23 protein-coding genes are annotated in these 25818 nt (G+C 72.3%); 14 read left to right on the forward strand and 9 right to left on the reverse strand.

Annotated elements, in window-relative coordinates; translation table 11 throughout:
- On the reverse strand, positions 1–314 hold a 314-nt coding region (locus tag VFJ94_RS15770; RefSeq protein ID WP_414654627.1), incomplete at its 3' end, for a hypothetical protein.
- Between the two features lie 237 nt (positions 315–551).
- Here VFJ94_RS15770 and VFJ94_RS15775 point away from each other — a divergent pair.
- Positions 552–1187, forward strand: a complete 636-nt coding sequence (locus VFJ94_RS15775) for a TetR/AcrR family transcriptional regulator (RefSeq protein WP_325005177.1) — start codon at positions 552–554, stop codon at positions 1185–1187.
- A 162-nt stretch (positions 1188–1349) separates the two neighbouring features.
- Here VFJ94_RS15775 and VFJ94_RS15780 read toward each other — a convergent pair whose 3' ends face one another.
- Positions 1350–2387, reverse strand: a complete 1038-nt coding sequence (locus VFJ94_RS15780) for a hemolysin family protein (RefSeq protein WP_325005178.1) — start codon at positions 2385–2387, stop codon at positions 1350–1352.
- Entirely contained in the window at positions 2384–3721 is a 1338-nt protein-coding gene (locus tag VFJ94_RS15785; protein WP_325005179.1) for a hemolysin family protein, read from the reverse strand. Before VFJ94_RS15785 ends, VFJ94_RS15780 begins: the two co-directional genes overlap by 4 nt.
- 89 nt (positions 3722–3810) lie before the next feature.
- Here VFJ94_RS15785 and VFJ94_RS15790 point away from each other — a divergent pair, with 89 nt between their 5' ends.
- The 5 genes from VFJ94_RS15790 (at position 3811) to VFJ94_RS15810 (ending at position 10671) form a co-directional block, all read left to right on the forward strand.
- Positions 3811–4881 carry an ABC transporter ATP-binding protein gene (locus VFJ94_RS15790; protein ID WP_325005180.1) on the forward strand — a complete coding sequence of 357 codons (1071 nt, stop codon included), beginning with the start codon at positions 3811–3813 and terminating at the stop codon, positions 4879–4881.
- A complete protein-coding gene (locus VFJ94_RS15795) occupies positions 4878–5666 on the forward strand; it encodes an ABC transporter permease (RefSeq protein ID WP_325005181.1) in 789 nt (262 codons plus the stop codon). Before VFJ94_RS15790 ends, VFJ94_RS15795 begins: the two co-directional genes overlap by 4 nt.
- Positions 5667–5813: 147 nt before the next feature.
- The gene (locus VFJ94_RS15800; RefSeq protein WP_414654628.1) at positions 5814–9620 is read left to right on the forward strand and encodes a multifunctional oxoglutarate decarboxylase/oxoglutarate dehydrogenase thiamine pyrophosphate-binding subunit/dihydrolipoyllysine-residue succinyltransferase subunit; all 3807 of its coding nucleotides are present in this window, start codon (positions 5814–5816) and stop codon (positions 9618–9620) included.
- Positions 9621–9732: 112 nt separating this feature from the next.
- Positions 9733–9909: a DUF6104 family protein gene (locus VFJ94_RS15805; RefSeq protein ID WP_325005183.1), complete on the forward strand. Its 177-nt coding sequence runs from the start codon at positions 9733–9735 to the stop codon at positions 9907–9909.
- A gap of 3 nt (positions 9910–9912) precedes the next feature.
- Complete coding sequence (locus tag VFJ94_RS15810) at positions 9913–10671, forward strand: GDSL-type esterase/lipase family protein (protein ID WP_325005184.1); 759 nt, start codon at positions 9913–9915, stop codon at positions 10669–10671.
- Here the strand turns inward: VFJ94_RS15810 and VFJ94_RS15815 are convergent.
- On the reverse strand, positions 10664–11071 hold the full coding sequence (locus VFJ94_RS15815) for a hypothetical protein (protein WP_325005185.1): 408 nt from the start codon (positions 11069–11071) through the stop codon (positions 10664–10666). The two genes, VFJ94_RS15810 and VFJ94_RS15815, sit on opposite strands and share 8 nt — an antisense overlap.
- Before the next feature lie 320 nt (positions 11072–11391).
- Here VFJ94_RS15815 and VFJ94_RS15820 point away from each other — a divergent pair, with 320 nt between their 5' ends.
- Positions 11392–11640, forward strand: coding sequence for a WhiB family transcriptional regulator (locus tag VFJ94_RS15820; protein WP_325005186.1), 249 nt, complete (start codon positions 11392–11394; stop codon positions 11638–11640).
- Positions 11641–11740: 100 nt separating this feature from the next.
- Here the strand turns inward: VFJ94_RS15820 and VFJ94_RS15825 are convergent, their stop codons facing one another.
- Together VFJ94_RS15825 and VFJ94_RS15830 are read right to left on the reverse strand one after the other, a co-directional pair.
- Positions 11741–13216: a sensor histidine kinase gene (locus tag VFJ94_RS15825; protein ID WP_325005187.1), complete on the reverse strand. Its 1476-nt coding sequence runs from the start codon at positions 13214–13216 to the stop codon at positions 11741–11743.
- Positions 13217–13354: 138 nt separating this feature from the next.
- On the reverse strand, positions 13355–18244 hold the full coding sequence (locus VFJ94_RS15830; protein WP_325005188.1) for an NAD-glutamate dehydrogenase: 4890 nt from the start codon (positions 18242–18244) through the stop codon (positions 13355–13357).
- Between the two features lie 151 nt (positions 18245–18395).
- Between VFJ94_RS15830 and VFJ94_RS15835 the strand changes: the two genes are divergently transcribed.
- The 3 genes from VFJ94_RS15835 to VFJ94_RS15845 are packed head-to-tail and all read left to right on the forward strand — an operon-like array spanning position 18396 to position 19664.
- Positions 18396–18632, forward strand: coding sequence for a hypothetical protein (locus tag VFJ94_RS15835; RefSeq protein ID WP_325005189.1), 237 nt, complete (start codon positions 18396–18398; stop codon positions 18630–18632).
- A complete protein-coding gene (locus VFJ94_RS15840; protein ID WP_325005190.1) occupies positions 18629–19141 on the forward strand; it encodes a hypothetical protein in 513 nt (170 codons plus the stop codon). Before VFJ94_RS15835 ends, VFJ94_RS15840 begins: the two co-directional genes overlap by 4 nt.
- Before the next feature lie 25 nt (positions 19142–19166).
- A complete protein-coding gene (locus VFJ94_RS15845; protein WP_325005191.1) occupies positions 19167–19664 on the forward strand; it encodes a DUF2505 domain-containing protein in 498 nt (165 codons plus the stop codon).
- Positions 19665–19677: 13 nt separating this feature from the next.
- Here the strand turns inward: VFJ94_RS15845 and pruA are convergent, their stop codons facing one another.
- The 3 genes from pruA to VFJ94_RS15860 all read right to left on the reverse strand — a co-directional run bounded on the left by pruA (position 19678) and on the right by VFJ94_RS15860 (position 22581).
- A complete protein-coding gene (pruA, locus tag VFJ94_RS15850) occupies positions 19678–21306 on the reverse strand; it encodes an L-glutamate gamma-semialdehyde dehydrogenase (protein WP_325005192.1) in 1629 nt (542 codons plus the stop codon).
- 65 nt (positions 21307–21371) lie between these two features.
- A complete protein-coding gene (locus VFJ94_RS15855) occupies positions 21372–21791 on the reverse strand; it encodes a DUF4870 domain-containing protein (RefSeq protein ID WP_325005193.1) in 420 nt (139 codons plus the stop codon).
- A 94-nt stretch (positions 21792–21885) separates the two neighbouring features.
- Entirely contained in the window at positions 21886–22581 is a 696-nt protein-coding gene (locus tag VFJ94_RS15860) for an SGNH/GDSL hydrolase family protein (RefSeq protein ID WP_325005194.1), read from the reverse strand.
- A gap of 130 nt (positions 22582–22711) precedes the next feature.
- Here VFJ94_RS15860 and VFJ94_RS15865 point away from each other — a divergent pair, with 130 nt between their 5' ends.
- Genes VFJ94_RS15865 through VFJ94_RS15880 form a run of 4 tightly spaced genes read left to right on the forward strand, consistent with a single transcriptional unit; the run spans position 22712 to position 25389 of the window.
- Entirely contained in the window at positions 22712–23791 is a 1080-nt protein-coding gene (locus tag VFJ94_RS15865) for a sigma-70 family RNA polymerase sigma factor (RefSeq protein ID WP_325005195.1), read from the forward strand.
- A 1-nt stretch (position 23792) separates the two neighbouring features.
- Positions 23793–24698, forward strand: coding sequence for an STAS domain-containing protein (locus tag VFJ94_RS15870; protein WP_325005196.1), 906 nt, complete (start codon positions 23793–23795; stop codon positions 24696–24698).
- Positions 24695–25099 carry an STAS domain-containing protein gene (locus VFJ94_RS15875; RefSeq protein WP_325005197.1) on the forward strand — a complete coding sequence of 135 codons (405 nt, stop codon included), beginning with the start codon at positions 24695–24697 and terminating at the stop codon, positions 25097–25099. Before VFJ94_RS15870 ends, VFJ94_RS15875 begins: the two co-directional genes overlap by 4 nt.
- Entirely contained in the window at positions 25096–25389 is a 294-nt protein-coding gene (locus tag VFJ94_RS15880; RefSeq protein WP_325005198.1) for a phosphatase RsbU N-terminal domain-containing protein, read from the forward strand. The genes VFJ94_RS15875 and VFJ94_RS15880 overlap by 4 nt, the downstream gene beginning before the upstream one ends.
- The last annotated feature ends 429 nt before the right edge of the window (positions 25390–25818 follow it).

A 25818-nucleotide genomic window follows, 5' to 3' on the forward strand; every position in this document is an offset into this window, starting at 1 on the left:
GCCAGGTTGGCGGCCGGGATGTCGGTGCCGGTGTAGCTGCCGGTGTAGATCAAGTTGCTCACCTGCTCGGTGACGTTCCAGCCCGCTCCGGTGCCGGTGCTGTCGTCGGCGGTGATCGTCATCGTCCCGGTGCTGTTCTGCGCCGAGTGGGTCGTGGTCACTCCGGCCAGCGTGAGGTCCGCTGCAGACGCGGTCAGCGTGCCGCCGGTGACGGCCTGGGTCACGGCGCTGTCGGCGGCGAAGGCCGACGGAGCGGCGAGCAGGGTGGCGGCGGCGACGGCGCCGACGGAGAGGAGACGGACAGTGGAGCGCATGGGCCTCAGCCTTCGATCATGGCCAGTCGACCCGCAGGTCCTGTGCCTCGTGGTGACCCGGGTCTTCCCGGGGTCTGCGGGCCGGGGGACCCGCTGAGCAGACTCTTCCAGAAATATGCAAAATGCGCAAATTGCCCGATTTAGCAGGTTTGCGCGGCGCGTCGACGCACCCCTTCGCCGCATGCTTGCCGCTTGGGCAACTTATCCGTTTGCGCACTATCCGCTATGGTTTCGGGCATGAGCGAGACAGAGATCGGCCTTCGCGAGCGCAAGAAGCAGGTGACGCGTCAGGCGATCGCCGACGCGACGTTGCGCCTAGCCCTGGACAAGGGGCTCGAGCACGTCACCCTCGAGGACATCGCGGAGGAGGCCTTCGTCTCGCCGCGCACGGTCTCCAACTACTTCTCCTGCAAGGAGGAGGCGCTCGTGGCAGCGGGGTCCCAGGACGCCCTCGACCTCGTCGGCCTGCTGCGCCAGCGTCCCCCCGGGGAGCCACCCCTACAGGCGCTGCGCGACCTGCTCCTCGCCTACGTCGCTGGTCGGTCCCCCGAGCAGCTGCAGAGATCGCTCGACAAGGTGCGCCTCGGCGAGCGGTATCCCTCGGTGCAGCCCTTTGTCACGGCCCAGTACGCCTCGCTTGAAGCGGGGCTGCGCGAGGTCGTGGCCGAGCGCACCGGCACGTCGGTCGACGACGACGTGTACCCGTGGCTCGTCGCCGCCGCCATGGTCAGCGCCATCACGGCCGTGCTGCGCGTATGGGACCGCCGGGGAGCCCACCCGGGCGAGCTGACGGCGCTGGTCGAGCATGCCTTCGACGAGATCGGCGACGGCCTCACGGCGCCGAAGCGGGACGTCACGCCCCTGTCTGCCTGAGCCTGCCCGAAGCGGTCTTCGCCGCCATCGCGCGGGCTCCCGGCCATCGTGGCCCCCGTATTCGCGCGCCGGATCACCTCACGCGCGCCTGATGGCCGCAGGCGGGCACGCTGGCCGCGGCCCGCCGAGGAGGAGGTGGCCAGTCAGTCGAGTGGCCAGTTTTCACCGCTGGCTGGTGTCGGTCACCTCGCCGACGAGCTCCTCGAGGACATCCTCGAGGAAGACGACGCCGGTGACCCTGCCGTCGGCGTCGATGACGCGGGCGAGGTGCGCGCCGGTCAGCTGCATGGTGGCGAGCACGTCCTCGACCTCGTCCTCCTCGCGGACCGTCGCGAGTCGGCGGATCCGCTTCGGTGGGATGGGCACGTCGTGCCGCTCGTCGTCGGCATAGAGCACGTCCTTGAGGTGCAGGTAGCCGGCCACCTCGCCGGCCGCGTCGGTCACCGGGTAGCGCGAGAAGCCGTGCCGGGCCACGAGGCGCTCGATGTCCGCGGGCGTCGCGCCGAGCCCCACGCACGTGAGGTGGTCGACGCCGACGGCGACGTCGCGGGCCAGCTTGTCGGAGAACTCCAGCGTCTTGGCCACGAGACCGTGGCGCTCCTCCTCGATGAGCCCCTCCCGGCGCGACTCACCGACGATCTGCGCCACCTCCTCCGCCGTGAAGGTCGAGGCGATCTCGTCCTTCGGCTCGATGCCGAGGAGCCGCACGAGACCCTTCGCCACCGCCTCCATGCCGCGCACGACCGGCCGGAAGAAGTTGGTGATCGCGTGCAACGGCGGCACGAGCAGCAGGGCCATCCGCTCCGGACCGGCGATCGCGATGTTCTTGGGGATCATCTCTCCCACGACGACGTGGAGGTAGGACACGAGCAGCAGGGCGAGGGCGAGGGCCACGCCGCTCGCCCACGCGCCCGGCAGGCCCCAGCCGTGGAAGACCGGCTCGAGCAGGTGCTCCAGCGCCGCCTCCGCCAGGGCGCCGAGACCCACCGAGCACACCGTGATGCCGAGCTGGGCGGTGGCGAGCAGTGATCCGAGGCGCTCCAGCGCGCCGAGGCAGGCCAGGGCCCGCCTGCTGCCCGCGTCGGCCAGCGGCTCGAGCGAGGACCGGCGCACGGCCATGGCCGCGAACTCCGCGCCGACGAAGAAGGCGTTGCCGAGGAGGAGGAAGAGCGACACGAGCAGCGCCCAGCCGCCGCTCATGCCGACCCCTCCTCGTGGTGCACGGCCCGCGGCAGCGAGTCGGGATCGGGCACGAAACGGAGCCGGTCCACCCGCCGGCCCTCCATGGCGACGACGTGGATCCGCCACCCGGGCACCTGCACCACGTCGCCGACGACTGGGATCCTGCCGAGCTGGGCCATGACGTAGCCGCCCATCGTCTCGTATGCCGTGCTGTCCGGCACGTCCGCGTCGAAGGCGTCGCGCACCTCGTCGGGCCGCCACAGGCCCGGCACGGTCCACGAGCCGTCGAGCAGCTCGCGACCGCTCTGGCGCGTGCGGTCGTGCTCGTCGGCCACTTCGCCGACGATCTCCTCGACGACGTCCTCGAGGGTGACGAGCCCGGACGTGCCGCCGTACTCGTCGACGACGACGGCCATCTGGAAGCCGCCCTGGCGCAGCTGCCGCAGAAGGGGGTCGAGCCGGATGGTCTCGGGCACGACGAGGCGCTCCGACATCAGGGCCGACACGGGCACGTCCCTGCGGCGCTCGTGCGGGACCGCCATCGCCCGCTTGACGTGGACGATGCCGTGGACGTCGTCCCAGTCGTCGCCGAGGACCGGGAAGCGGGAGTGCCCGGTGCGGCGGGTGAGGCGCAGCACGTCGTCCGCCGACTCGTCGCGATGGATGCCGGTGCACCGCACACGGGGCGTCATGACGTCGTCGGCGGTCCGTTCGCCGAATCCCAGGGAGCGCGTGAGCATCCGCGCCGTGGTGACGTCGAGCGTGCCCGCCTCGGCGGAGCGCTGCACCAGGCTCGTCAGCTCCTGCGGGGTGCGGGCGCCGGAGAGCTCCTCCTGGGGCTCGATGCCGAGGGAGCGCAGGAACCCGTTCGCCGACCCGTTGAGCAGGATGATGAGGGGCTTGGCGAGGCCGGCGAAGAAGCGGACCGGCAGGGCCACCACCTTGGCGGTCGGGAGCGGCGCCGAGATGCCGAGGAACTGCGGCAGGAGCTCGCCGAAGACCATGGAGAAGATCGTGGCGAGGAGCAGCGCCAGCGTGCTCGAGACCGCCTCCACCACCGGGTCGGCCAGCCCGAGCCCGGCGAGGGGACCGCTCACCAGCCGCCCGATCGAGGGCTGGGCGAGATACCCGACGACCAGCGTGGTGATGGTGATGCCGACCTGCGCCGCGGACAGCTGGGTGGACAGCTGCTTGAGCGACTGCAGGACGACCCGCGCCCGGCGGTCGCCCTCGTCGATGGCGCGCTGCACGGTGGGCCGGTCGAGAGCCACGAGGGAGAACTCCGCCGCCACGAACATGGCGGTTGCGGCGGTGAGGACCACGGCACCTAGCAACAGCAGCCATTCGGTCATAGTGGGCCCAACTATAGGTACGCCGGCCGTGTGGAAGAGTTGACGGTGGTCGGGCTCCACCGCGGAACCCGACCGGGAGGAGACCGGACATGGCCATCAGCCCCACCGCCGCACGCCGCCCGTGGGTCGGAGAGATCGCGGTGCGGGGCATCACCAAGCGCTTCGGCTCGTTCACCGCCGTCGACCACCTCGACTTCACGGTGAGGCCGGGGCGGGTCACCGGCTTCCTCGGCCCCAACGGCAGCGGGAAGACGACGACGCTGCGGATGCTGCTCGGCCTGATCACCCCGACCGACGGCACGGCCACCATCGACGGGCACCGCTACGCCGACATCCCGAACCCGCTCACCGTCGTCGGGTCGGCGCTCGAGGCGACCAACTTCCACCCGGGGCGCACCGGTCGTGACCACCTGCGCGTGCAGGCCGCGGTCGCGGGGGTGCCCGACCGTCGGGTGGACGAGCTGCTCGAGCTGGTCGGCATCCCGGCCGCTGCCCGCAAGCGCGCCGGAGGCTACTCGATGGGCATGCGGCAGCGCCTCGGCCTCGCCGCGGCCCTTCTCGGCAACCCCCGCGTGCTCATCCTCGACGAGCCCTCCAACGGGCTCGACCCCGAGGGCATCCGGTGGCTGCGCCTGTTCCTGCGCCACCTCGCCGACGAGGGCCGCACCCTGCTCGTCTCCAGCCACCTCCTCTCCGAGGTCGAGCAGACCGTGGACGACGTCGTCATCATCGCCAATGGCCGTCGGGTCGCCCAGGGCACGGTCCGCGAGCTGCGCGGCGAGCCCACGGCATACGTGCGCACCTCCGACTCCGAGCGGCTGCGCGCCGCGCTCGGCGCCGCGGACCTGCCCGCCGTCCCCGTCCCCGGCGGCCTCCGGGTCACGACCGAGGACCTCGCCCTCGTCGGCGACGTGGCCCTGCGGGCCGGGCTCCCTATCCACGAGCTGCGGGCCGAGCAGACCCACCTCGAGGAGCTCTTCTTCACGCTCACCGAGCAGGAGGGCGACCGCAACCGCGACGTCTCCGGGTCCCCGGCGGGGCCCCGCTCCTCCGGCTCCCCCTGGGGCCCTCCGGCCACGCCACCGTCCGGCGCGCCCCTCGACCTGCCACCTCCGGGCGCGCCCGCCGTGCCGGACCGCTTCGGGAAGGCCACGCGATGACCCCCGCCATCCGTTCCGAGCTCCTCAAGTTCTTCTCGACGCGGCTGTGGTGGGGCCTGCTCATCCCGGTGGCGATCGCGGGGGCGCTGTTCTCCTGGCTCAGCGCGACCTTGTTCGCGGGCACGGAGGTGCAGCCCGGCGTCCGCCTGCCCGACCTCGACGACCCACAGATGGTCAGCAGCGTCTACACCGCCGGCCTGCAGGTCTCGCAGGTGCTGCTGCTCGCCATCGGGGTGCTCACCATCGGCTCGGAGTACCGCCACAAGACGATCACCGGCACGTTCCTCGCCACGCCGCGCCGGGCGCGGGTCATGGTGGCCAAGATCATCTCCCTGCTCGGCATCGGCGCCGTCTACGGGTTCGTCGGCACCTTCGCCTCCTTCGCCGTCGGCGCGACGATCATCCGGAGCAAGGGCTTCGACGTGCTGCCCGACGGCGCCCTGCGCACCCTCGGGCTCAGCCTGCTCGTGCTCGGCCTCTGGGCGCTGATCGGCCTGGGCATCGGCATCCTCATCCCCAACCAGGTGGCCGCCCTCTTCGTCGCGATCGGGGCGGCGTGGATCATCGAGCCCCTCCTGGGGCTGCTCTTCTCGAGCCAGGAGTGGGGCAGGTCCATCGCCCCGTACTTCCCGAGCAACGCGACCCAGGCGGTCGTCAACGCCGTCTCCCAGCCGGGCGCGGAGCCCCGGCTCAGCTGGTGGACGGGGGCGCTCGTCCTCGCCGCGTATGCCGTCGGCATGGCGGGACTGGGCACCTGGCGGACCCTGCGCACCGACATCTCCTGACCGGCCGGCGGCCCGCGACGGCGGGCGGAGGCAGGGCGACGCGCCCCGGCCGGGCGCGACGGGCGGGGCTAGGCTGGGGCGCATCACCGTCGAGGGAACGAAAGAGGCGCATTCGCCGTGTCCGATCAGTCAACGTCCAACGACCCAATGGCAGACTTCGGGGCGAACGAGTGGCTCGTCGACGAGCTCTACCAGCAGTTCCTCGAGGACAAGAACTCCGTGGACCGGGCGTGGTGGAGCTTCTTCGAGGACTTCCAGCCGAGTGACGTGGACCGCGCAGCCCCCAACGGCGGCCGCGGACCCGCGCCGGCAGGGGCCCCGGCCGCGACCCCGACCGCCACGGACACCGCCCCAGCCGCCACCGAGGTCCCCGCCCCCGCCGCCGAGGTGCCCGGCCCGGCCGCCGCCCAGACCCCTGCGGCGGCGCCCGCCACCCTGTCGGCCGCCGCCGCGCCGGCGCCCGCGAGGCAGGAGGCCCACGCTCCCGGCAAGCCGGCGCCGACACCACGCGACGTGCCCTCCATCAAGGAGGCTCGGCCGGTCAACGAGGACGTGGTCACACCGCTGCGTGGAGCGCCGGCCCGCGTCGTCAGCAACATGGAGGCCTCGCTCGCCGTCCCGACGGCCACGAGCGTGCGCTCGGTGCCGGCCAAGCTGCTCATCGACAACCGCGTCGTCATCAACAACCACCTCGCCCGCTCCCGAGGCGGCAAGGTCTCCTTCACCCACCTCATCGGCTACGCGATGGTCAAGGCCCTGGGCCGGATGCCGGAGATGAACTACGGCTTCACCGTCAAGGACGGCAAGCCCGCGCTCGTCCGGCCGGCCCACGTCAACTTCGGCCTCGCCATCGACCTGCAGAAGGAGGACGGCTCGCGCACCCTCGTCGTCCCGTCGATCAAGACGGCGGAGACCATGGACTTCGTCCACTTCTGGACGGCATACGAGGAGATGGTCGGCAAGGCCCGCGCGGGCAAGCTCACGGTCGAGGACTTCCAGGGCACGACGATCTCGCTGACCAACCCGGGCGGGATCGGGACCGTGCACTCGGTGCCACGACTCATGGCCGGCCAGGGCGCGATCATCGGGGTGGGCGCGCTGGAGTACCCGGCCGAGTGGCAGGGCGCCAGCGTCGAGACCCTCAACCGCAACGCCGTGAGCAAGATCATCACGCTGACCTCGACCTACGACCACCGGATCATCCAGGGCGCGCAGAGCGGCGACTTCCTGCGCGTCATCCACCACCTGCTCCTCGGCGGCGACGGCTTCTTCGACGAGATCTTCGAGTCGCTGCGCATCCCCTACGAGCCGGTCCGCTGGGTCCAGGACATCGACTCCTCCCATGACGACGACATCGACAAGGTCTCGCGCGTCCAGGAGCTCATCCACGCCTACCGCGTGCGCGGCCACCTCATGGCCGACACCGACCCGCTCGAATACCGCCAGCGGGTCCACCCCGACCTCGACATCACGACCCACGGGCTGACCCTCTGGGACCTCGACCGCAGCTTCGCGACCGGCGGGTTCGGCGGGCAGCCGTTCCTCACGCTGCGCAAGATCCTCGGCATCCTGCGTGACTCGTACTGCCGCACGGTGGGGATCGAGTACATGCACATCCAGGACCCCGAGCAGCGCGCGTGGATCCAGGACAAGGTGGAGCGGCCCTACGCCAAGATCTCCCCAGAGGAGCAGATGCGCATCCTGCGCCGGCTCAACGCGGCGGAGGCCTTCGAGACCTTCCTGCAGACCAAGTTCGTCGGGCAGAAGCGGTTCTCCCTCGAGGGAGGCGAGTCGGTCATCGCCCTGCTCGACCGGCTCCTCTGCCGGGCGGCGGCCGGTGGCCTCGACGAGGTGTGCATCGGTATGCCGCACCGCGGGCGGCTCAACGTGCTCGCCAACATCGCGGGCAAGTCCTACAGCCAGATCTTCCGGGAGTTCGAGGGCAGGCAGGACCCCGAGTCGGTGCAGGGGTCCGGCGACGTGAAGTACCACCTCGGCACCGAGGGTGTCTTCGTCGCCGAGGACGGCGCGAAGACGAAGGTCTACCTCGCCGCGAACCCCTCGCACCTCGAGGCCGTCAACCCGGTCCTCGAGGGCATCGTGCGGGCCAAGCAGGACCGGCTCGACCTGGCCGGCGAGGCCTTCACCGTGCTGCCCGTCCTCCTGCACGGCGACGCGGCGTTCGCCGGGCAGGGCGTCGTGGCGGAGACGCTCAACCTGTCGCAGCTGCGCGGCTACCGCACCGGCGGCACCGTGCACGTCGTCATCAACAACCAGGTGGGCTTCACCACGTCGCCGAGCTCCTCGCGCTCGTCGGTCTACTCGACCGACGTGGCGCGGATGATCCAGGCGCCCATCTTCCACGTCAACGGTGACGACCCCGAGGCCTGCGTCCGGGTGGCCGAGCTCGCCTTCGAGTTCCGGCAGGACTTCAACAAGGACGTCGTCATCGACCTCGTGTGCTACCGCCGCCGCGGCCACAACGAGGGCGACGACCCGTCGATGACGCAGCCGCTCATGTACAACCTCATCGAGGCCAAGCGCAGCGTCCGCAAGCTCTACACCGAGTCCCTCGTCGGTCGCGGCGACCTCGCCCTCGAGGACGCCGAGGCCGCGCTGCGCGACTACCAGCAGCAGCTGGAGCGGGTCTTCATCGAGTCGCGGGCGGCGGCCAAGGAGCACCCGAGCGCGGTCCCAGCCACGGACGAGTCCGACGCTCCCGACAACGCCGGGCTGGAGAAGCCCGCGGCCCAGGTCGCCGACGACGCGGCGCCGAAGCGCTCGGCGACCAACACCGGCGTCCCGGCCGGCGAGCTCGTCCACATCGGGGAGAGCTTCGCCAACCCGCCAGCCGGCTTCACCGTCCACCCCAAGCTCAAGCAGCTCATGGACAAGCGGGCGGCCATGGTGCGCGAGGGCGGCATCGACTGGCCCATGGCCGAGCTGCTCGCCTTCGGCACCCTGCTCAAGGAGGGCACGCCGGTCCGCCTCGCCGGCCAGGACAGCCGTCGCGGCACCTTCGTGCAGCGGCACGCGGTCCTCATCGACAAGAACACGGCCAAGGAGTGGACACCGCTGCTCTACCTCGGGGAGGGCCAGGCCCGGTTCTGGGTCTACGACTCCCTGCTGTCCGAGTATGCCGCCATGGGCTTCGAGTACGGCTACTCGGTCGAGCGCCCCGACGCCCTGGTGCTGTGGGAGGCGCAGTTCGGCGACTTCACGAACGGCGCCCAGACCATCGTCGACGAGTTCATCTCCAGCTCAGAGCAGAAGTGGGGCCAGCGCTCGTCCGTCGTGCTGCTGCTTCCCCACGGCTACGAGGGGCAGGGCCCGGACCACTCCTCCGCGCGCATCGAGCGCTTCCTGCAGCTGTGCGCCGAGAACAACATGACGGTCGCGTACCCGTCGACGGCGGCCTCCTACTTCCACCTGCTGCGTCGTCAGGCCTACGCGCGCCCGCGCATCCCCCTCGTGGTCTTCACGCCGAAGTCCATGCTGCGCTCCAAGGCCGCGGCCAGCGAGGTCGAGGCGTTCACCTCGGGTGGCTTCCAGCCCGTCCTGCACGATCATGCGGGCGCTACCGGGGACGTCGACCGGGTGCTGCTCGCGTCGGGCAAGATCGTCCACGAGCTCGACGCCGAGCGGGAGCGGCGGGGCGACACCCGCACGGCCATCGTCCGGGTCGAGCAGCTCTACCCGATCCCCGTCAAGGAGATCGCCGAGGCCGTCGGCCGCTACCCGGGGGCAGAGATCGTGTGGGTCCAGGACGAGCCGCGCAACCAGGGGGCGTGGCCCCTCATGGCGCAGTGGCTGCACGAGGACCTCAGCGAGCTCGGCGAGACCCGGGTGCCCCGCGTGGTGTCCCGCAAGGCCTCGGCCTCGCCCGCGACGGGATCGTCCAAGAAGCACGCCGCCGAGCAGGCCGAGATTCTCGAGCGCGCGTTCGGGCGCTGACCCCTTCGGCTGGTCGGGAGGCGGCGGACCGGCGGTCCGCCGCCTCCTGCGTGTCGCCTGGGTCCCCGTGGGCCTGCGCGGGCGGCTGAGGGAGACGCGATAACCTCGCACCGTGTACTTCACCGACCGGGGGATCGAGGAGCTCGCCGCACGCCGCGGCGAGGAGGAGGTGACCCTCGAGTGGCTCGCCGACCAGCTGCGCACCTTCGTCGACCTCCATCCCGACTTCGAGGTGCCGGTGGAGCGACTGGCGACGTGGCTCGCCCGCCTGGACGACGACGAGGACTGATTCGTGGATCCCGACATGCAGCAGCAGTCCCGGGGGGCCGGGCCGGCGTATCCGTCCTCCCACCCGCAGTTCCTCAGCGACCCGCCGGCGGTGGCCCCCCGCGCCAACCCGGGCCCGCCCTCTGCGGAGCCGGCCTTCACGCCGTCTCCGCAGCTGGCGGTCGCCGACGGCGTCCGTGACGTGGGGATGATCTTCCTCGGCGCGTCGCTCACCGCGGGCTACGGAGACCCCAAGGGCCAGGGCTGGGTCGGCCGGGTCATCGCCCGCACCCAGCACCCGGACCTCGACCTCACGGCATACAACCTCGGGGTGCGGGGCGACACCTCCGCCGACGTCGTCGCGCGGTGGGCCCGCGAGTGCGCGCCGCGGTGGCGTGGCCGCGCGGAGAGGCGGCTCGTGCTGTCCGTCGGCCACGACGACGTGCTCACGGGCATGACGATGGCCCGTTCCCGCCTCAACCTCGCCAACGTCCTCGACGAGGCGACCAACCACGGCGTCGCCGTCTTCGTCGTCGGGCTTCCGCCGACGCTCGACCCGGAGCTCAACCGCCGGGTCGAGGCGCTCGCGGAGGCGCAGGCCGACGTGTGCGCCCGGCGCAGCATCCCCTACGTCGACTGCTACCGACCCCTCGTCGGCCACGACCAGTGGCTGGCCGACCTCGCGGCGAGCCCGGACCGGGCCCACCCGGGGCAGGCAGGCTACGGCCTCATCGCCTGGCTCGTCCTGCACAACGGCTGGAACGACTGGCTGCAGGTCAGCTGACCTCGGGGTGGGCCGCAGGATCGCGCGGCGGCGCGGCGAGCGCCGCGCCGATGCTGACGAGGGCCACGGCGGCGACCCCGAGGCCGAGCAGGGTGCGGCCCGCGTCATGCAGCGACCACGCGACCGGCAGCAGCAGCGCGTTCCACAGCAGCGTCGGGGTCCGCGGCCAGTCGGCCCCGCGACTCCAGCCGCGCGCCAGCACGACGAGCAGGACCCCGAAGACGAGGATGAGCACCCCCGACGTGACGGCGCGGGTCACGTCGCTCGCCGCCCCGCCCGCGATCTCGTAGCCGTAGAAGGCGGCCAGGCCGACCAGCACGAGCGCCTCGAGCAGGGTCGCGGCGGCGGCGGTGCGCAAGACTGCCGAGCGGCGGGAGGGGTCGGCCGGACTGGGGCTCACCGGTGCAGCCTACCGACGGGCCTTTCGGGGGGGAGCGAGGCGGCGCCGAACCCCCGAGAGGTGCGGAAAACCGCCGCCATCACGCCGGCATCCCCGATTTCCTCGTGGGTGCTTGCCGTCACCCCTTGTGATCGTCCTGCGAGAACGGCAGACTAGTCACTTGACCGGGCGCGTGCGGAACTACTACGCACGCGTTTTCGTTGGTCAGGACGGCCACCCCCGCCCCGACCCCCGAGGCTCCGACAACGACGTGGCGCCCGACACCGCACCGCTCGACGTCCCGTTGGTGGTGCGCCCACCTTCCGAAGGAGCACGACCACATGGACTGGCGCGATCGCGCTGCCTGCCTGGATGCCGACCCTGAGCTGTTCTTCCCCATCGGCAACACCGGCCCCGCCCTCGTGCAGATCGAGGAGGCGAAGGCCGTGTGTCGCACGTGCCCGGTGATCGAGATCTGTCTCAAGTGGGCCCTCGAGACCGGTCAGGACGCCGGCGTGTGGGGCGGCCTCTCCGAGGACGAGCGGCGGGCGCTCAAGCGACGCAACGCCCGGGCGAGGCGCGCCGGCTGACGCTGCCGCCCCGGCGGCCCGGCGGCCCGGTGACCGGAGTCGGTCACCGGGCTTTCGTATGCCGTCCGTGCGGGCTGGGTCAGCGGGCTGGGTCAGCGGGCTAGGGCAGCGGGCGCAGGCTTGCCGTGAACCGGGCGCGGGTCCCGTGCGGACGGACCGGCTCCCACGCGATCCGGCCCTGCAGGTCGGCGACGAGCGACTGGACGATCTGGGTGCCAAGGCCCGAGCCCGGTCGCCGCTTGGGGTCGATGCCCTTGCCGTCGTCCTCGACGTCGACGGCGAGCATCGGCCGGCCCTGCTCGTCGGCACTGCGGGCGGCGCGCACCACGACCGTGCCGCCGGTGCTGCCAAGGCCGTGCTCGATGGCGTTCTGGACGAGCTCGCTCAGCACCATGGCGAGGGAGGTGGCGTCCTCCGCCCGCAGCAGCCCGAACGAGCCCTCCAGCACGGTGCGCACCGGGGCGCCGCTCGTGCTGACGTCGACGACCGCCTGGATGCCCCGCTTCGCGATGGCGTCGAAGTCCACGGTCTCCTCGAAGCCCTGGCTCAGCTGGTCGTGGACCATGGCGATGGTGCCGACCCGCCGCTCGGCCTCCTGCAGCGCCGCCCGTGCCTCGCCCTCAGGAACCCTGCGGGCCTGCAGGCGCAGAAGCGCCGCCACGGACTGCAGGTTGTTCTTGACCCGGTGGTGGATCTCCCGGATCGTGGCCTCCTTGGTCAGCAGCTCCCGCTCCCGGCGGCGCAGCTCCCCCACGTCGCGCAGCAGGACGATCGCCCCGAAGCGCTGCCCGGCCTCGGTCAGCGGAATCGCACGCATGGACACCGACGTGCCGCCGCCGGCGACCTCCGTGCGCCACGGCTGCCGACCGGTGACGACGAGCGGCAGTCCCTCGTCGACGGGGTAGGACTCGCGCAGGTGGTCGGTGACGATCTGGGCCAGGCTGGCGTGGACCACCTCGCCATGGTGTCCCAGGCGGTGCAGGGCGGAGACGGCATTCGGGCTGGCATAGGTCACGACCCCGTCGACGTCGAGCCGGATGACGCCGTCGCCGACCCGCGGCGCACCGCGGCGCAGCCCCGTGGGGGCGCTGAAGTGCGGGAACTCGCCACTCGTCACCATCCGGCAGAGGGCGTCCGCGGTGGCGAGGTAGGTGATCTCGAGCCGGCTGGGGGTGCGGGTCGTCCACAGGTTGGTGTGCCGGGTCAGCACGGCGACGACGTGCCCGTCGCGCACCACGGGGATGTACTCCTCGCGCACTGCTCCCGCGGGGCCCGCGGCGACCTGACGAACCCGGATGATCCGCTGCTCGTGCGCGGCCTCGGTCAGCAGGGGCGCGACGCGGTCCGCGTCGGCGAGGCGCCCCACCTGGTCCTCGACGAAGACAAGCTGACCCGTCGTGGGGCGCACGTGCGCGACCGCCGTCCACGGGCCGTCCGGGGCCGGCACCCACAGGAGCAGGTCGGCGAAGGAGAGGTCGGCGATGAGCTGCCAGTCACCGACGAGCAGCTGCAGCCACTCGACGTCGGGCTCGCGCAGCGTCGGGCAGTCACGCAGCAGGTCGCGCAGAGTCGCCATGCCCCGAGCGTAGGCGCGCAGCCCCCCAGATAACTGCGGGGCTGGGTAGCGCCAGGGCAATATCGCGCCCCGCAGATAACTGCGGGGCTGGGTAGCGCCAGGGCGATATCGCGCCCCCCAGTTATCTGGGGGTGGGGGTCAGGCGGTTGCCGAGGCGGCCGGCTTGGTCACCGTGCGCAACGTGCGCAGGGCCACCGAGAGTGCCGCGATTCCCGGGTGGCTCATCCGGTCGATGCCGCCGAGCGCCGTGCGGGCCCGCGCCAGCGCGTCCGCGTTGAGCTGCGCCCACTGCGCCAGCCGCTCCTCCGGCGTCTGCCCGCGCCGGCTCACCTCCAGGACGGAGCGGGTCAGGCTCTGCAGCACGGCATAGAGGTCGTCACGCAGCGCGCCACGGGCCATCGCGTCCCACCGGTCCTCCCTCGGCAGCATGGTGACGCGCGTGAGCATGGCGTCGATGGAGAACGTGTCCGACGTCAGGAAGTAGACCCGCACGACGTCGTCGAGCGCCTCACCGGTGTCCTGCGCGAGCTCGATGCAGTCGAGCAGCGAGTAGCGGTCGAGCAGCGCTGCGGCGGTCGAGGCGAGCGTCTCCGGGACACCGTCCTCGACCAGCTCGCGGACCCGCCGCGCGTGCCGCTCGCGCTCGCTGCCCTGCAGCAGGTGCGGCACCCGGTCGGCGAACCGCTCGACGCCCGGCCGGAACCGGGCCACCTCCGCCGCGACGTCGAGCACCGACGGGCGGGAGCTGAGGAACCAGCGCACCGACCGGTCGAGCAGCCGGCGGAACTCGAGGTAGAGGGCGGTCTGGGCGCGCGTGCTGACGACGTTGTCCGTCGCCTCGACCGCGCGCACGAACGCCGCGAGGTCGAAGACCTCCCGGCACACGACGTAGGCCCGGGCCACATGCTCCGGGCTCGCCCCGGTCTCCTCCCCGGCCCGGTAGGCGAACGTGATGCCGCCCCGGTTGACCATGGAGTTGACGACGGAGTTGGTGATGATCTCGCGGCGCAGGGGGTGCTCGGCGATCGCGGCGGCATACGGGCCGCGCAGGGGCTGGGGGAAGTAGTCGGCGAGGGTGGCGCCGAACCACGGGTCGTCGGGCAGCGCGGAGGCCAGCAGCTGGCTCTTGAGGTGCAGCTTGGCGTATGCCGCGAGCACGGCGAACTCCGGGGAGGCGAGGCCGATGCCAGCCTTGTGGCGCCGCGCGATCTCGGCGTCGCTGGGCAGGAACTCGAGCGACCGGTCGAGGTCGCCGTGCTCCTCGAGGAACTGGATGAGCCGCTCGTGGACGACGAGCATCCCGTGCTGCTGGGCCCGCGCGTTGCCGAGGAGGACGTTCTGCTCGTAGTTGTCCCGCAGGACCTGCCGGGCCACCTCGTCGGTCATCGACGCGAGCAGCGCGTTGCGCCGCTCCATGGTCAGCTGCCCGCTTCGCGTCAGCCCCGTGAGGAGGATCTTGATGTTGACCTCGTGGTCCGAGGTGTCGACCCCCGCGCTGTTGTCGATGGCGTCGGTGTTCACGTGGACGCCGCCGAGCGCTGCCTCGATGCGGCCGAGCTGGCTCATGCCGAGGTTGCCGCCCTCGCCGACCACCTTGCACCGCAGCTCGCTGCCATTGACGCGGATGGCGTCGTTGGCGCGGTCGCCGATCTCCGCAGCGCTCTCCGTCGAGGCCTTGACGTAGGTGCCGATCCCGCCGTTCCACAGCAGGTCGACCGGAGCCTGCAGGATGGCCCGCATGAGCTCGGCCGGGGTGAGCGAGCCGGTCGTGTCGGGCAGCCCCAGGGCCTGCGCCATCGGCGGGCTCACCCGCACCGCCTTGGCGCTGCGGTCGAAGACCCCTCCCCCGTCGGAGATCAGCTGCCGGTCGTAGTCCATCCACGACGAGCCCGGCAGCTCGAAGAGGCGGCGCCGCTCGGTGAACGAGGTCTCGGCGTCCGGGTCGGGGTCGACGAAGATGTGCCGGTGGTCGAAGGCCGCGACGAGGCGGATGTGCCGCGACAGGAGCATGCCGTTGCCGAAGACGTCGCCGCTCATGTCGCCGATGCCTACCGCGGTGAAGTCCTCGGACTGGCAGTCCACCCCGATCTCCCGGAAGTGCCGCTTGACCGACTCCCAGGCGCCGCGGGCGGTGATGCCCATCGCCTTGTGGTCGTAGCCGGTCGAGCCGCCGGACGCGAAGGCGTCGTCGAGCCAGAAGCCGTAGTCGGCAGACAGGGCGTTGGCGATGTCGGAGAACGACGCCGTCCCCTTGTCGGCCGCGACGACGAGGTAGGTGTCGTCCTCGTCGTGCCGCACGACCCGCGGCGGCGGCACCGCCGCGCCCGAGACGAGGTTGTCAGTGAGGTCGAGCAGCCCGGAGATGAACAGCTGGTATGCCGCGATGCCCTCGTCGAGCCACGCGCGCCGGTCGAGGGCGGGGTCGGGCAGCTGCTTGGCGTAGAAGCCGCCCTTGGAGCCGGTCGGCACGATGACGGCGTTCTTGACCATCTGCGCCTTGACGAGGCCGAGGATCTCGGTGCGGAAGTCCTCCCGACGGTCCGACCACCGCAGCCCGCCGCGGGCGACCTTCCCGAAGCGCAGGTGCACCCCTTCCACGCGGGGGCTGTAGACCCAGATCTCGAACCGCGGCCGAGGCGCCGGCAGGTCGGGGACCTGCTTGGGGTCGAGCTTGAGCGACACGTACGGCTTGGGCTGCCCGGCCTCGTCGACCTGGAAGTAGTTGGTCCGCAGGCTGGCGAGGACCACGCCGAGCAGGGCCCGGAAGATGCGGTCGTGGTCGAGGCTCGCGACGGCGTCGAGGTCGCCCTGGATGCGCTCGACGACGGCGTCGGTCGCGGCCGCCCGCTGCTGGGTGCCGGTCGGGTCCGCGGCGAAGGCCTCGGGGTCGAACCGGGCCTCGAAGAGCTCGACGAGGCTGCGCGCGATGGCGGGGTGGGCCCGCAGAGCCGACGCGACATAGCTCTGCGAGAACGTGGACCCCGTCTGACGCAGGTACTTGGCGACGGTGCGCAGGATCACCACCTGGCGCCAACCGAGGCCGGCGCCCAGCACGAGCGCGTTGAACCCGTCCGACTCGGCCTCGCCCACCCAGACCGCCCGGAAGGCCTCCTCGAAGCGGGCGCTCACGTCGTCGGTGGCCTCGCCGCGACCCCACTCCGCGGCGTCCCCGGCCTCGAGCCCGAAGTCGTAGATGTGGAGGATGTCGTCCTCAGGACCGGTCAGCTCGTAGGGCCGCTCGTCGGTGACCTCGACCCCGAGGTGGGTGAAGAGGGGCAGCACGCGCGTGAGCGAGAGGCTCTCGCGGCGGTAGAGCTTGAACCGGCGCTCCGCGTCGGACGCGGAACCGGGGTCGCGGTAGAGGTGCAGGCCGGTGGCGTGGTCGGTCCCGTCGAGCGCGTCGATGCGCTCGAGGTCCTCGGCCGCCGTCGCGACGTCGAAGTCCTCCTTGTAGGCCTCGGGCAGCCGCTTGCCGTATGCCGTCATGGCGCGGGCCGCGCGCTCCGGGCCGCGCGTCCGGCGCAGCAGCTCGGCCAGGTCCTCCTCCCACGTGCGGGTGGCGTCGACGATGCGACGCTCGAGCGCGGCCTCGTCCACCGTGGGGATCTCCTGGCCCGACGGCATACGGACGACGTAGTGCAGGCGGGCGAGCGTGGAGTCGCTGACCCGGGTCGTGCTGTCGATGTTCTGGCCGCCCCACGCCTCGAGGAGGATCCGTTCGATCCGGAGGCGGACCGTCGTGTTGTAGCGGTCGCGGGGCAGGTAGACCAGGCACGAGACGAAGCGGCCGAACTGGTCGCGCCGCAGGAAGAGCTTGGTGCGACGTCGCTCCTGCAGGTGCAGCACGCTCGTGGCGATCTCCGCGAGCTGGGGGGCACTGGTCTGGAACAGCTCGTCGCGGGGGTAGGTCTCGAGGATGGACAGGATGTCCTTGCCCGAGTGGCTCTCAGGACGCAGGCCGGCGAGGCGCAGCACCTCCTGGGCCCGGACGTCGAGCAGCGGGATGTCGTGGATGGCGTCGTTGTACGCGGCCGACGCGAAGAGCCCGAGGAAGCGCATCTCGCCCACGCACTGGCCGCTCGGGTCGAACTTCTTGATCGAGATGTAGTCGAGGTAGGCGTTGCGGTGCACCGTGGAACGGGAGTTCGCCTTGGTGATGATGAGCACCGTGCGGTCCCGGGCGGCCCGGCTCGCCGCGGTCGTGAGGACGAGCCCGCTGCTCGCCTCGGCGCGGTCGTAGCGCAGCAGGCCGAGCCCGGTCCCCGGCAGGGACCTCGAGATGTCCTTGCCGTGCTCGCGAGTCAGGGCGTACTCGCGGTAGCCGAGGAAGGTGAAGTTGTCGTCGGCGAGCCACTCGAGGAACCGCCCGGCCTCGCGCGCCTCGTGCGGGTCGGTCCCGGGAGGCGGCCCGGCCCGCAGCTGCGCGGCCAGGTCGAGGGCGCGGGCCCGCATCTTGGGCCAGTCCTCGACGGCGTCCCGCACGTTGTCCAGCACGTGCCGCAGCCGCTCCTCCGCGTCGGCGAGCGAGTCCTCGGGCAGACGGTCCACCTCGAGGTGCATCCAGGACTCCTGCACGGGGGCGACGCCCGCGTCCAGGCCCTCGAGCGCCTCAGCCGCATCGTCGAGGACGATGTCACGCAGCTCACCCGTGATGTCGCGCAGCACCGACAGCTGTGGGTGGACGATGAGGTGGACCCCGCTGTCGAAGCCGCCGAGCGCCGAGACGACGGAGTCGACGAGGAAGGGCATGTCGTCGATGACGCTCTCGACGATCGTGTGCGGGCTCTCCCACCCGTCCCGCTCCCGGGTCGGGTTGAACGCGCGGACGTTGAGGGTCCCGACGGGCCGATGCGCGGCGAAGGCGCGGTGCCCGAGCGCGATCGCGGCGAGCTCGTGGGGGTCCCGCGAGAGCAGGTCCTCGCTCGCAACCAGGTGGTAGTAGGCGTGCAGGAAGGGCTCGAGACCCTTTCGCGAGGAGGAGGCGGCGTGCAGGACATCGGTTCGGGAGTGTTCGAGTGACGTGGACATGCGCCTGCGGTTCCTCACCGTTTCGTTGCCCGCACGCCGTCGTGCCGGCACTACGTCCTATGAGCGTATCGCCGCCCTCCGACGGCTTCCCCCGCTGGGGGTGGTGGAGAACCAGCGCGGCGACTGTGTCAACCTCCCTACAGTGGTGGGCATGACGGACCGGACGAGCGACGCGCCGCGGGCGGCCGACCCACCCCGCGCCGCGCTGGCCAGGGCCCGGTCCGCGACCCGGGAGGTCGCGGACGACCTGCTCACCCACCTGCCCGACGTCGGCGACCCGGCCACCCAGCGCCTGCTCGACGCCTGGGTCGAGCAGGCCGCCGACACGCTGCGCGCGGTCTCGGAGGCCCTCGAGGAACGGCTCCTCGGTGCCGGGAGGTCGACATGACCTCTCGACCCGGGGACCCCGCCTCGGTGTCCGTGCTCGGCGGCGCCCTGCGCGGACACGCCCTGCGGCTCGCCCGGCTCCTCGACGAGCTCGAGCGGCCCTCCCGCCGCGGGCGCGCGCCCGGTCGTCCCGACCCGACCGCGCCGGAGCGGGCCCTGCTGGCCCGCACCGCGGAGGAGCTGGACCGGGTCGGGGCCCAGCTGCAGGGCTTTGCCACCACGACGGTCGAGACCGCGGCCCGGCTGCGTCGGTTGGAGCAGGACTGCGCCGCCGCCGACCTGCGGGTGCAGGGCGAGCATGTGGTCGAGCCCGCGGGGCCGAGCCGCACGGATCCGGCCGACCGGCTCCGCTCACGAGCCTGCCTCCAGGCCCACCTCAGCCGCGTCGTGACCGCCGACGCGGAGGCGCTCGCCGACCTCCAGCGTGAGGTGCACGCGTCCGCGGCCCGCCTCGAGCGGCTCTCGGAGCGCGCCCGGACCGGCTCGGCAGCCGAGGCGCCCGGCTGGTGAGGCGCGGCCCGTTACGGTACGTCCCATGAAGATCACCAAGACGGTCGACTATGCCGCCCCGACCGACGTCGTCTACGCCATGCTCACCGACCCCGCCTTCCAGGAGCGCAAGTGCGTGGAGGCGGGCGCGTTGCGCCACGACGTGACGATCACCGCCCAGGGCGAGGGGTCGCGGATCCTCACGCGCCGGGACCTGCCCACGCAGGGCCTTCCCGACTTCGCGAAGTCGCTCGTGGGGTCCACGCTGGCCATCACCGAGACGTACCGGTGGGGCGGGGCGGGTGCCGACGGCAGCCGCGACGGCGACCTCACGGTCGAGGTGGCGGGGGCTCCCATCGCGATGCGCGCCACGGTGCGCCTCGCCCCGTCGGGGACCGGCTCGAGCCTCACGGTCGACGGCGAGCTCAAGGCGTCGATCCCGCTCCTCGGCGGCAAGATCGAGAAGGCCGCGGCGCCGGCCGTCACGGACGCCATGGACAGCGAGTACCGCACCGCCCAGGAGTGGCTGGTCGGACGGCGCTGAGCAGGCCGGGCGGTCAGCGCATGTGGGGATACCCGTGCGAGGTGGGCGGCACGAACGTCTCCTTGATCGAGCGGACGCTGGTCCACCGCAGCAGGTTCTGCGCCGCGCCGGCCTTGTCGTTGGTGCCCGAGGCCCGGCCGCCGCCGAAGGGCTGCTGACCCACGACGGCGCCGGTGGGCTTGTCGTTGATGTAGAAGTTGCCCGCGGCGAACCGTAGCCGGGCCGTGGCGTCGGCGATGGCGTGGCGGTCCTGGGCGATGACCGAGCCGGTCAGGGCGTAGGGCGAGAACCGCTCCATCTGCTGAAGGACGGCGTCGTAGTCACCGTCGTCGAACACGTGCACGGACAGGATGGGACCGAAGTACTCGGTCCTGAACGACTCGTCGGTCGGGTCCTTGACCTCCAGGATGGTGGGCCGCACGAAGTACCCGACCGAGTTGTCGTAGGTCCCGCCCGCGATGACGTCGACACCGGTCGTGGCGTGAGCCCGGTCGATCGCGTCCCGGTGCTTGGCGAAGGCTCGGGCGTCGATCACCGCGCCGAGGAAGTTCGACAGGTCGGTCACGTCCCCCTGCGGCAGGTCGTTGGTGATCGCGACGAGGTCGTCCCGGACCCGCGACCACACCGAGGCGGGGACGTAGGCCCGGGAGGCGGCCGAGCACTTCTGTCCCTGGTACTCGAACGCGCCGCGGATCATCGCCGTGCGCAGCACGTCGGGGTCCGCGCTGGGATGAGCGAGGATGAAGTCCTTGCCACCGGTCTCGCCCACCAGCCGCGGATACGTCCGGTACCGCTGCAGGTTGGATGCGACCTGGCTCCACAGGTGCTGGAACGTCGCCGTCGAGCCGGTGAAGTGGATCCCGGCCAGGTCCTCGTCCGCCAGTGCGACGGTCGAGACGTCCCGGCCGTCCCCGGCCACGAGGTTGACCACGCCCGGCGGCATACCGGCCTCCTCCAGCAGCTCCATCGTCAGCTGGGCCGCCAGCTGCTGCGTCGGAGACGGCTTCCACACCACGGTGTTGCCCATGAGCGCCGGCGCCGTCGGCAGGTTGCCGGCGATCGCGGTGAAGTTGAACGGCGTGATCGCGTAGACGAACCCCTCCAAGGGGCGGTAGTCCGAGCGGTTCCACACTCCCTTGGCGTGCAGGGGCGGCTGCTCCGCCAGGATCTGCCGGGCGAAGTGGACGTTGATCCGCCAGAAGTCGATGAGCTCGCAGGCCGCGTCGATCTCGGCCTGGTATGCCGTCTTGGACTGGCCCAGCATCGTGGCGGCGTTGAGCCGCGCCCGCCACGGGCCCGACAGCAGCTCGGCGGCCTTGAGCAGCACGGCCGCCCGGTCGTCGAAGGACAGCTCGCGCCATCCGGGCGCCGCGGCCTTGGCCGCGTCCACCGCGGCCCGGGCCTCGCTCACGGTCGCGGTCCGCAACGTGCCCAGCACCTTCGCGTGCGCGTGGGGCTGGCGCACCACCACCTCCGCGCCCGCCCCGACCACCCGGCGGCCGCCGATCGTGTGCGGCAGCTCCCCCCGACCCGCACCGAGCTCGGCGAGCGCCACCTCCAGCGCCGCCCGCTCCGGCGAGCCCGGCGCGTAGTCCAGGACGGGTTCGTTCACCGGCGGGGGGACGCGGGTCACGGCATCCATCTCAGCTCCACGGTCGAGGGAACGGGCCGCCGCGTGCGGGCGGTCCGTTCCATCGTGACACGCGGTCAGCGCAGCACGGTGATGCCCCAGGGATAGCGGTACTCCTCGCCCCGGTAGGCACGCATGGCCCCGACGAGGTGGAACAGGATGCTCGCCACGAAGACGATGACCCAGAGGATGAGGGCGATCGGGATGCCGATGAGGGTGATGAAGAAGACCCACCCCACGATGGACAGGACCCACAGGACGATGTTGAAGTTGAAGGCCCCGGCCGCCGAGCGCCGGACGAACGCGCTCCGGTCCTTGTAGAGGGCCCAGACGAGGAGGGGGCCGACGAAGGAGAGCCAGCCGGCCGAGACGATGGCCGCCACGAGCGCCGACCCGTGGGCGAGCATGGCCCACGTGCGCTCGTCGTCGGAGGAGAGCGCGACGCCCCGGGCGGCGTCGCGGGTCGGGTCGGGTCGGTAGTGGTCGTCGTGTGTCATGGACCCAGTCTGCGGGCGCCCGGCCGGCACGCGCCATGGTGGTCGTCCCTGACCCGACCCTGACCGGACCCCGACGACGGCGGGACGCCCGGGGTCAGCCGGCGGGCTGTGCGGCCACCTGCAGCGCACAGACGCCGCTGCGCGCGTCCGCGATCCCGAGCGTGTCGAAGAGCGTCCGGGCCAGCTCGAGGTGCCCGGCCGCGCTGGGGTGCACCAGGTCGTCGAACCACAGCTGGGGGCCACCGTCCGCCCCCGCCTGCGTCCACCTGGCGTGGTGGTCGACGAGGACGACCCCGAGGTGGGCGGCGAGGGAGCGGACCTCCTCGGCGTATGCCGCGACGACGTCCGGGGCCGGGCGCCCGCCGGACTGGACGGGCGGCGGCGTCTGCAGGACGACGGTCGCCCCCACGTCCCGGGAGCGCTGCACGAGCTGGTCGAGGGCGTAGCGATAGGACCGGATGCCGTCGAGGCCCTCGTTGGCGTCGTTGCTGCCGAACATCACCGCGACGACGTCCGGGCCGAAGCGCCCGACCCGCCAGTGGAACTCTGGGAGGACGCCCTCGGCCGTCGCAGCGGCGACACCGGTGTTGACCACGGCGTCGGCCCGGCGCCCCAGCTCTCCACGCACCCGCTCCGCGAAGTGCTCGACGTAGGAGCGCCAGCCGCGGGTGTGCGTCACACCCTGGGTGATGCTGTCACCGACGAAGACCCAGGTGACGGGGGGACCCCAGAGCACGTGCCGCAGGCGGTCGGCGTCACGTCGGGCGTACTCGTCGGCGGTGAAATCCATGGGCGCAACGTAACAACAGCCCGTTCCCCGGCTCCCCCGCGCGCCCACGGGCTGGGACGGCGCGACCGTCGGTGCCGCCCACGGCACGAGGGCCGGCCCGGGTCCCGGGCAACGGCTGTACTGTCGGCGTGTGACCGGGGCACAGCCCGACCGGGTCCGACCGCAGTCGCAGCAGCCGGCCGACGTGGCCGCGCTGCTGCCGATGGTGCGCCGGATCGTCGGTGCCCGGGTGGGCAGCCATCCGGCGGCCGAGGACCTCGTGCAGGAGACGCTCGTGCGCGTCCTCGCCGCATCGGCGACCATCGACCCGGCCATGGTGGAGCCGTACGCCATCGCCACGGCACGCAACGTCGTCGCGTCGATGTGGCGCGAGTCCGACCGGCACCAGCGCAACCGGCACCGGGTCGTGGACCTGCGCCGGCCCGAAGCGCCCGATGAGCACCTGCTGGCCCACGAGGAGCAGGCCGCCATCGCGGAGGCGCTCGCCAGGCTCTCGGACCGCGAGCGTCAGGCGCTGCTCGCGCACGAGGTCTCCGGCGAGGCCACCCAGTCGCTGGCGGCCCGGGAAGGCACCACCGCGGGCGCCGTCGCCGCACGGCTCAACCGCTCCCGAGCCCGCCTGCGGGTGGAGTACCTGCTCGTGCTCGAGCAGGCCGAGCCACCCTCCGACCGATGCCGACCGGTGCTGCTCGCCGTCTCGAGCGGGGACCGCCGGCGCCAGCACGAGCTCGACGCGGCCCGTCACCTGCTCGAGTGCACCCTGTGTGCGCGCCTGAGCCAGCCGCTGCTGCATCGCGGGCATCCCCGGGACGACGCGGTGCACATCCCCATCTCGTCCGACGCCGACATCGTCGCCGCCCGGCAGGCCGCCCGGGAGCTGGCTGCCCGGTTGCAGTTCGGCAGCACCGACCTGACCGTCCTGGCCACCGCCGTGTCCGAGGTGGCCCGCAACATCGTGCGCTTCGCCGGCCGGGGGGAGGTCCTCGTCGAGCTCATCGACGGGCCGCGGCGTGGGGTGCAGATCACCGCGCGCGACGCGGGACCCGGCATACCGGACGTGCAGGAGGCGCTCCGGGACGGGTTCAGCACGTACGGCGGGCTCGGGATCGGCCTGCCCGGGAGCCGGCGGCTCATGGACGAGTTCGCCATCGTCTCCGAGCCCGGGCGAGGGACGACCGTGACCATGACCAAGTGGCGACAGGAGAGATGACATGGGTAGCGACGACAATGCCGGGTCCGCGCAGGACCGCCCGCCCGGCTGGAGCCATCGCGACGGGGAGCAGCTGCTCCCCCAGCTCGTCGCCCACCTGCGCGAGCATCGGACGAAGCTGCGGCAGGAGTGGGCCGGCCGCATCCAGGAGGCGCACCTGCTCGAGGCCATGACCCCGAAGGAGATGGCGGCCGAGACGACCTCCGTCTATGACAACTACGTCGGGGTCCTCGAGACGGGAAGCGTCGAGGCCCTGCAGCACTACGCCCGCGACCTGTCCGAGCGGATCATCCCCCGGGGCGTCGAGACGCACGAGGTGGTCGGGATCGTGCTGCTGCTGCGGGACGTGCTGGCGAGGTCGCTCTTCGAGAAGTACCAGCGCGACTTCGCGCTGCTCAACCGGGTGCTCGACGCCTACGAGCCGGCCGCCAACCGCATCGCGAACACGGTCGCCGTGAGCTTCGTGGAGGAGCGGGAGCGCGTCATCCGCCAGCAGCAGGAGGCGATCCGGGAGCTCTCGACCCCGGTGCTGCCCGTGCGGGAGCGGCTGCTCATCCTGCCCATCATCGGCATTCTCGACAGCGAGCGAGCCCGCCAGCTCACCGAGCAGCTGCTCGCCGGCATCCGCACGCATCGCGCCAAGGTCGTGGTCATCGACATCACGGGGGCACCCGAGGTGGACGAGGCGGTGGCCAACCACCTCGTGAAGACCGTCGATGCCTCCCGCCTCATGGGGGCCAGCGTCATCATCACCGGCCTCTCCCCCAAGATCGCGCAGACCCTCGTCACGATCGGCGTCGACCTCAGCAAGATGAACACCATCGGCGACCTGCAGGGCGGCCTGGAGGAGGCGGAGCGCCTGCTCGGCTTCACCGTGACCCGGGACCAGGAGGCGCCGGGCTCGTGAGCCTCGGACCGGCACTCGTCTCCATCATGCGGCAGGGGTCGTACCTGATCGCATCGGTGCACACCGCGCTGGACGACGGGCAGATGGTCCGCTTCCGGACCGACCTCATCGAGCAGATCGGGCGCTACCGCTCCCGCGGCGTCATCATCGACGTGGCGGCTCTCGACGTCCTCGACTCCTTCGGCTCGCGGACGCTGGGCACCATCGCGGAGATGGCCCGGCTGCGGGGCGCGGTGACCGTGATCGTCGGGATCCAGCCCGACGTCGCCTTCGCCATGGTGGAGCTGGGCATGGGAGTCGGGGCGGTTCCCACCGCCCTCGACCTCGAGGAGGGCCTGGAGCTGCTCGACCGGCGGGTCGGCGACGCCCGCGGGGACCGCTCGGCGGGCCCGCGGCGGTGAACGACCTCGCGGCGCTGACCCGCGACTACCGGGTCGCGCTCCTGCGCTACCTGCCCCGACGCGAGGAGGCGCCCCTGGCCAGCGGCTACGAGCTCGGCCGCACGGCTCTCGCGCACGGCGTCAGCATCCTGGAGCTGGCGCGCGTGCACCACGACGTGCTGCTCGACGTGCTGCGCGACACCCGGCCCGACGAGGTCGTCGGCGTGGCCGCGGCGGCCGCGGACTTCTTCCTCGAGGTGCTGGCCGCCGCCGACATGACCCATCGCGGACTCCGGGGCGCGACGGACTGATGGGCTCGCCGCGCCGGCCCCGCTCGTCGGCCCCGCCCCCGCCGCGGGAGGTGGCAGGACCGCCCTCCCGCCCGGACGTCGTGGCCTGCGGTGCATGACGCGGCGTGCGGCGCGGCGTGCGGCGCGGCCGCACCGGGCCCCGGGCGGCCGCCTCAGCGGTGCGGGCACGTCGCGCCTGCTCCCGGGGCCCGCGCGCCCGCTCTCGGTGCCCGCGCCACGGCCACCGAGACGGGCGAGCCCGCGTCATCCGCGCAGGGCGAGGGAGTCTTCGAAGGTGCCAGGCCCGCTGGGCACAGGCCCGGAGCACGACGGCCGGGCCTTCCGTACCGAGGAAAGGGCGACGACAAGAATCGGACTGAACACCCCCAGGGTCTTTGGACCCGCCGTGATTCGTCCCCGCAGCGCCGCCACGCCTCAGGCGGCGGGCGG

Source organism: Intrasporangium sp. (assembly GCF_035688975.1).
GTDB lineage: Bacteria > Actinomycetota > Actinomycetes > Actinomycetales > Dermatophilaceae > CALMNV01.

Excerpts from the sequence above, each read along its gene's own strand:
- VFJ94_RS15775 (WP_325005177.1), top strand. The coding sequence starts at position 552 with ATGAGCGAGACAGAGATCGGCCTTCGCGAGCGCAAGAAGCAGGTGACG.
- VFJ94_RS15780 (WP_325005178.1), bottom strand. The coding sequence starts at position 2,387 with ATGAGCGGCGGCTGGGCGCTGCTCGTGTCGCTCTTCCTCCTCCTCGGC.
- VFJ94_RS15785 (WP_325005179.1), bottom strand. The coding sequence starts at position 3,721 with ATGACCGAATGGCTGCTGTTGCTAGGTGCCGTGGTCCTCACCGCCGCA.
- VFJ94_RS15790 (WP_325005180.1), top strand. The coding sequence starts at position 3,811 with ATGGCCATCAGCCCCACCGCCGCACGCCGCCCGTGGGTCGGAGAGATC.
- VFJ94_RS15795 (WP_325005181.1), top strand. The coding sequence starts at position 4,878 with ATGACCCCCGCCATCCGTTCCGAGCTCCTCAAGTTCTTCTCGACGCGG.
- VFJ94_RS15800 (WP_414654628.1), top strand. The coding sequence starts at position 5,814 with ATGGCAGACTTCGGGGCGAACGAGTGGCTCGTCGACGAGCTCTACCAG.
- VFJ94_RS15820 (WP_325005186.1), top strand. The coding sequence starts at position 11,392 with ATGGACTGGCGCGATCGCGCTGCCTGCCTGGATGCCGACCCTGAGCTG.
- VFJ94_RS15825 (WP_325005187.1), bottom strand. The coding sequence starts at position 13,216 with ATGGCGACTCTGCGCGACCTGCTGCGTGACTGCCCGACGCTGCGCGAG.
- VFJ94_RS15830 (WP_325005188.1), bottom strand. The coding sequence starts at position 18,244 with ATGTCCACGTCACTCGAACACTCCCGAACCGATGTCCTGCACGCCGCC.
- VFJ94_RS15835 (WP_325005189.1), top strand. The coding sequence starts at position 18,396 with ATGACGGACCGGACGAGCGACGCGCCGCGGGCGGCCGACCCACCCCGC.
- VFJ94_RS15840 (WP_325005190.1), top strand. The coding sequence starts at position 18,629 with ATGACCTCTCGACCCGGGGACCCCGCCTCGGTGTCCGTGCTCGGCGGC.
- VFJ94_RS15845 (WP_325005191.1), top strand. The coding sequence starts at position 19,167 with ATGAAGATCACCAAGACGGTCGACTATGCCGCCCCGACCGACGTCGTC.
- pruA (WP_325005192.1), bottom strand. The coding sequence starts at position 21,306 with ATGGATGCCGTGACCCGCGTCCCCCCGCCGGTGAACGAACCCGTCCTG.
- VFJ94_RS15855 (WP_325005193.1), bottom strand. The coding sequence starts at position 21,791 with ATGACACACGACGACCACTACCGACCCGACCCGACCCGCGACGCCGCC.
- VFJ94_RS15860 (WP_325005194.1), bottom strand. The coding sequence starts at position 22,581 with ATGGATTTCACCGCCGACGAGTACGCCCGACGTGACGCCGACCGCCTG.
- VFJ94_RS15870 (WP_325005196.1), top strand. The coding sequence starts at position 23,793 with ATGGGTAGCGACGACAATGCCGGGTCCGCGCAGGACCGCCCGCCCGGC.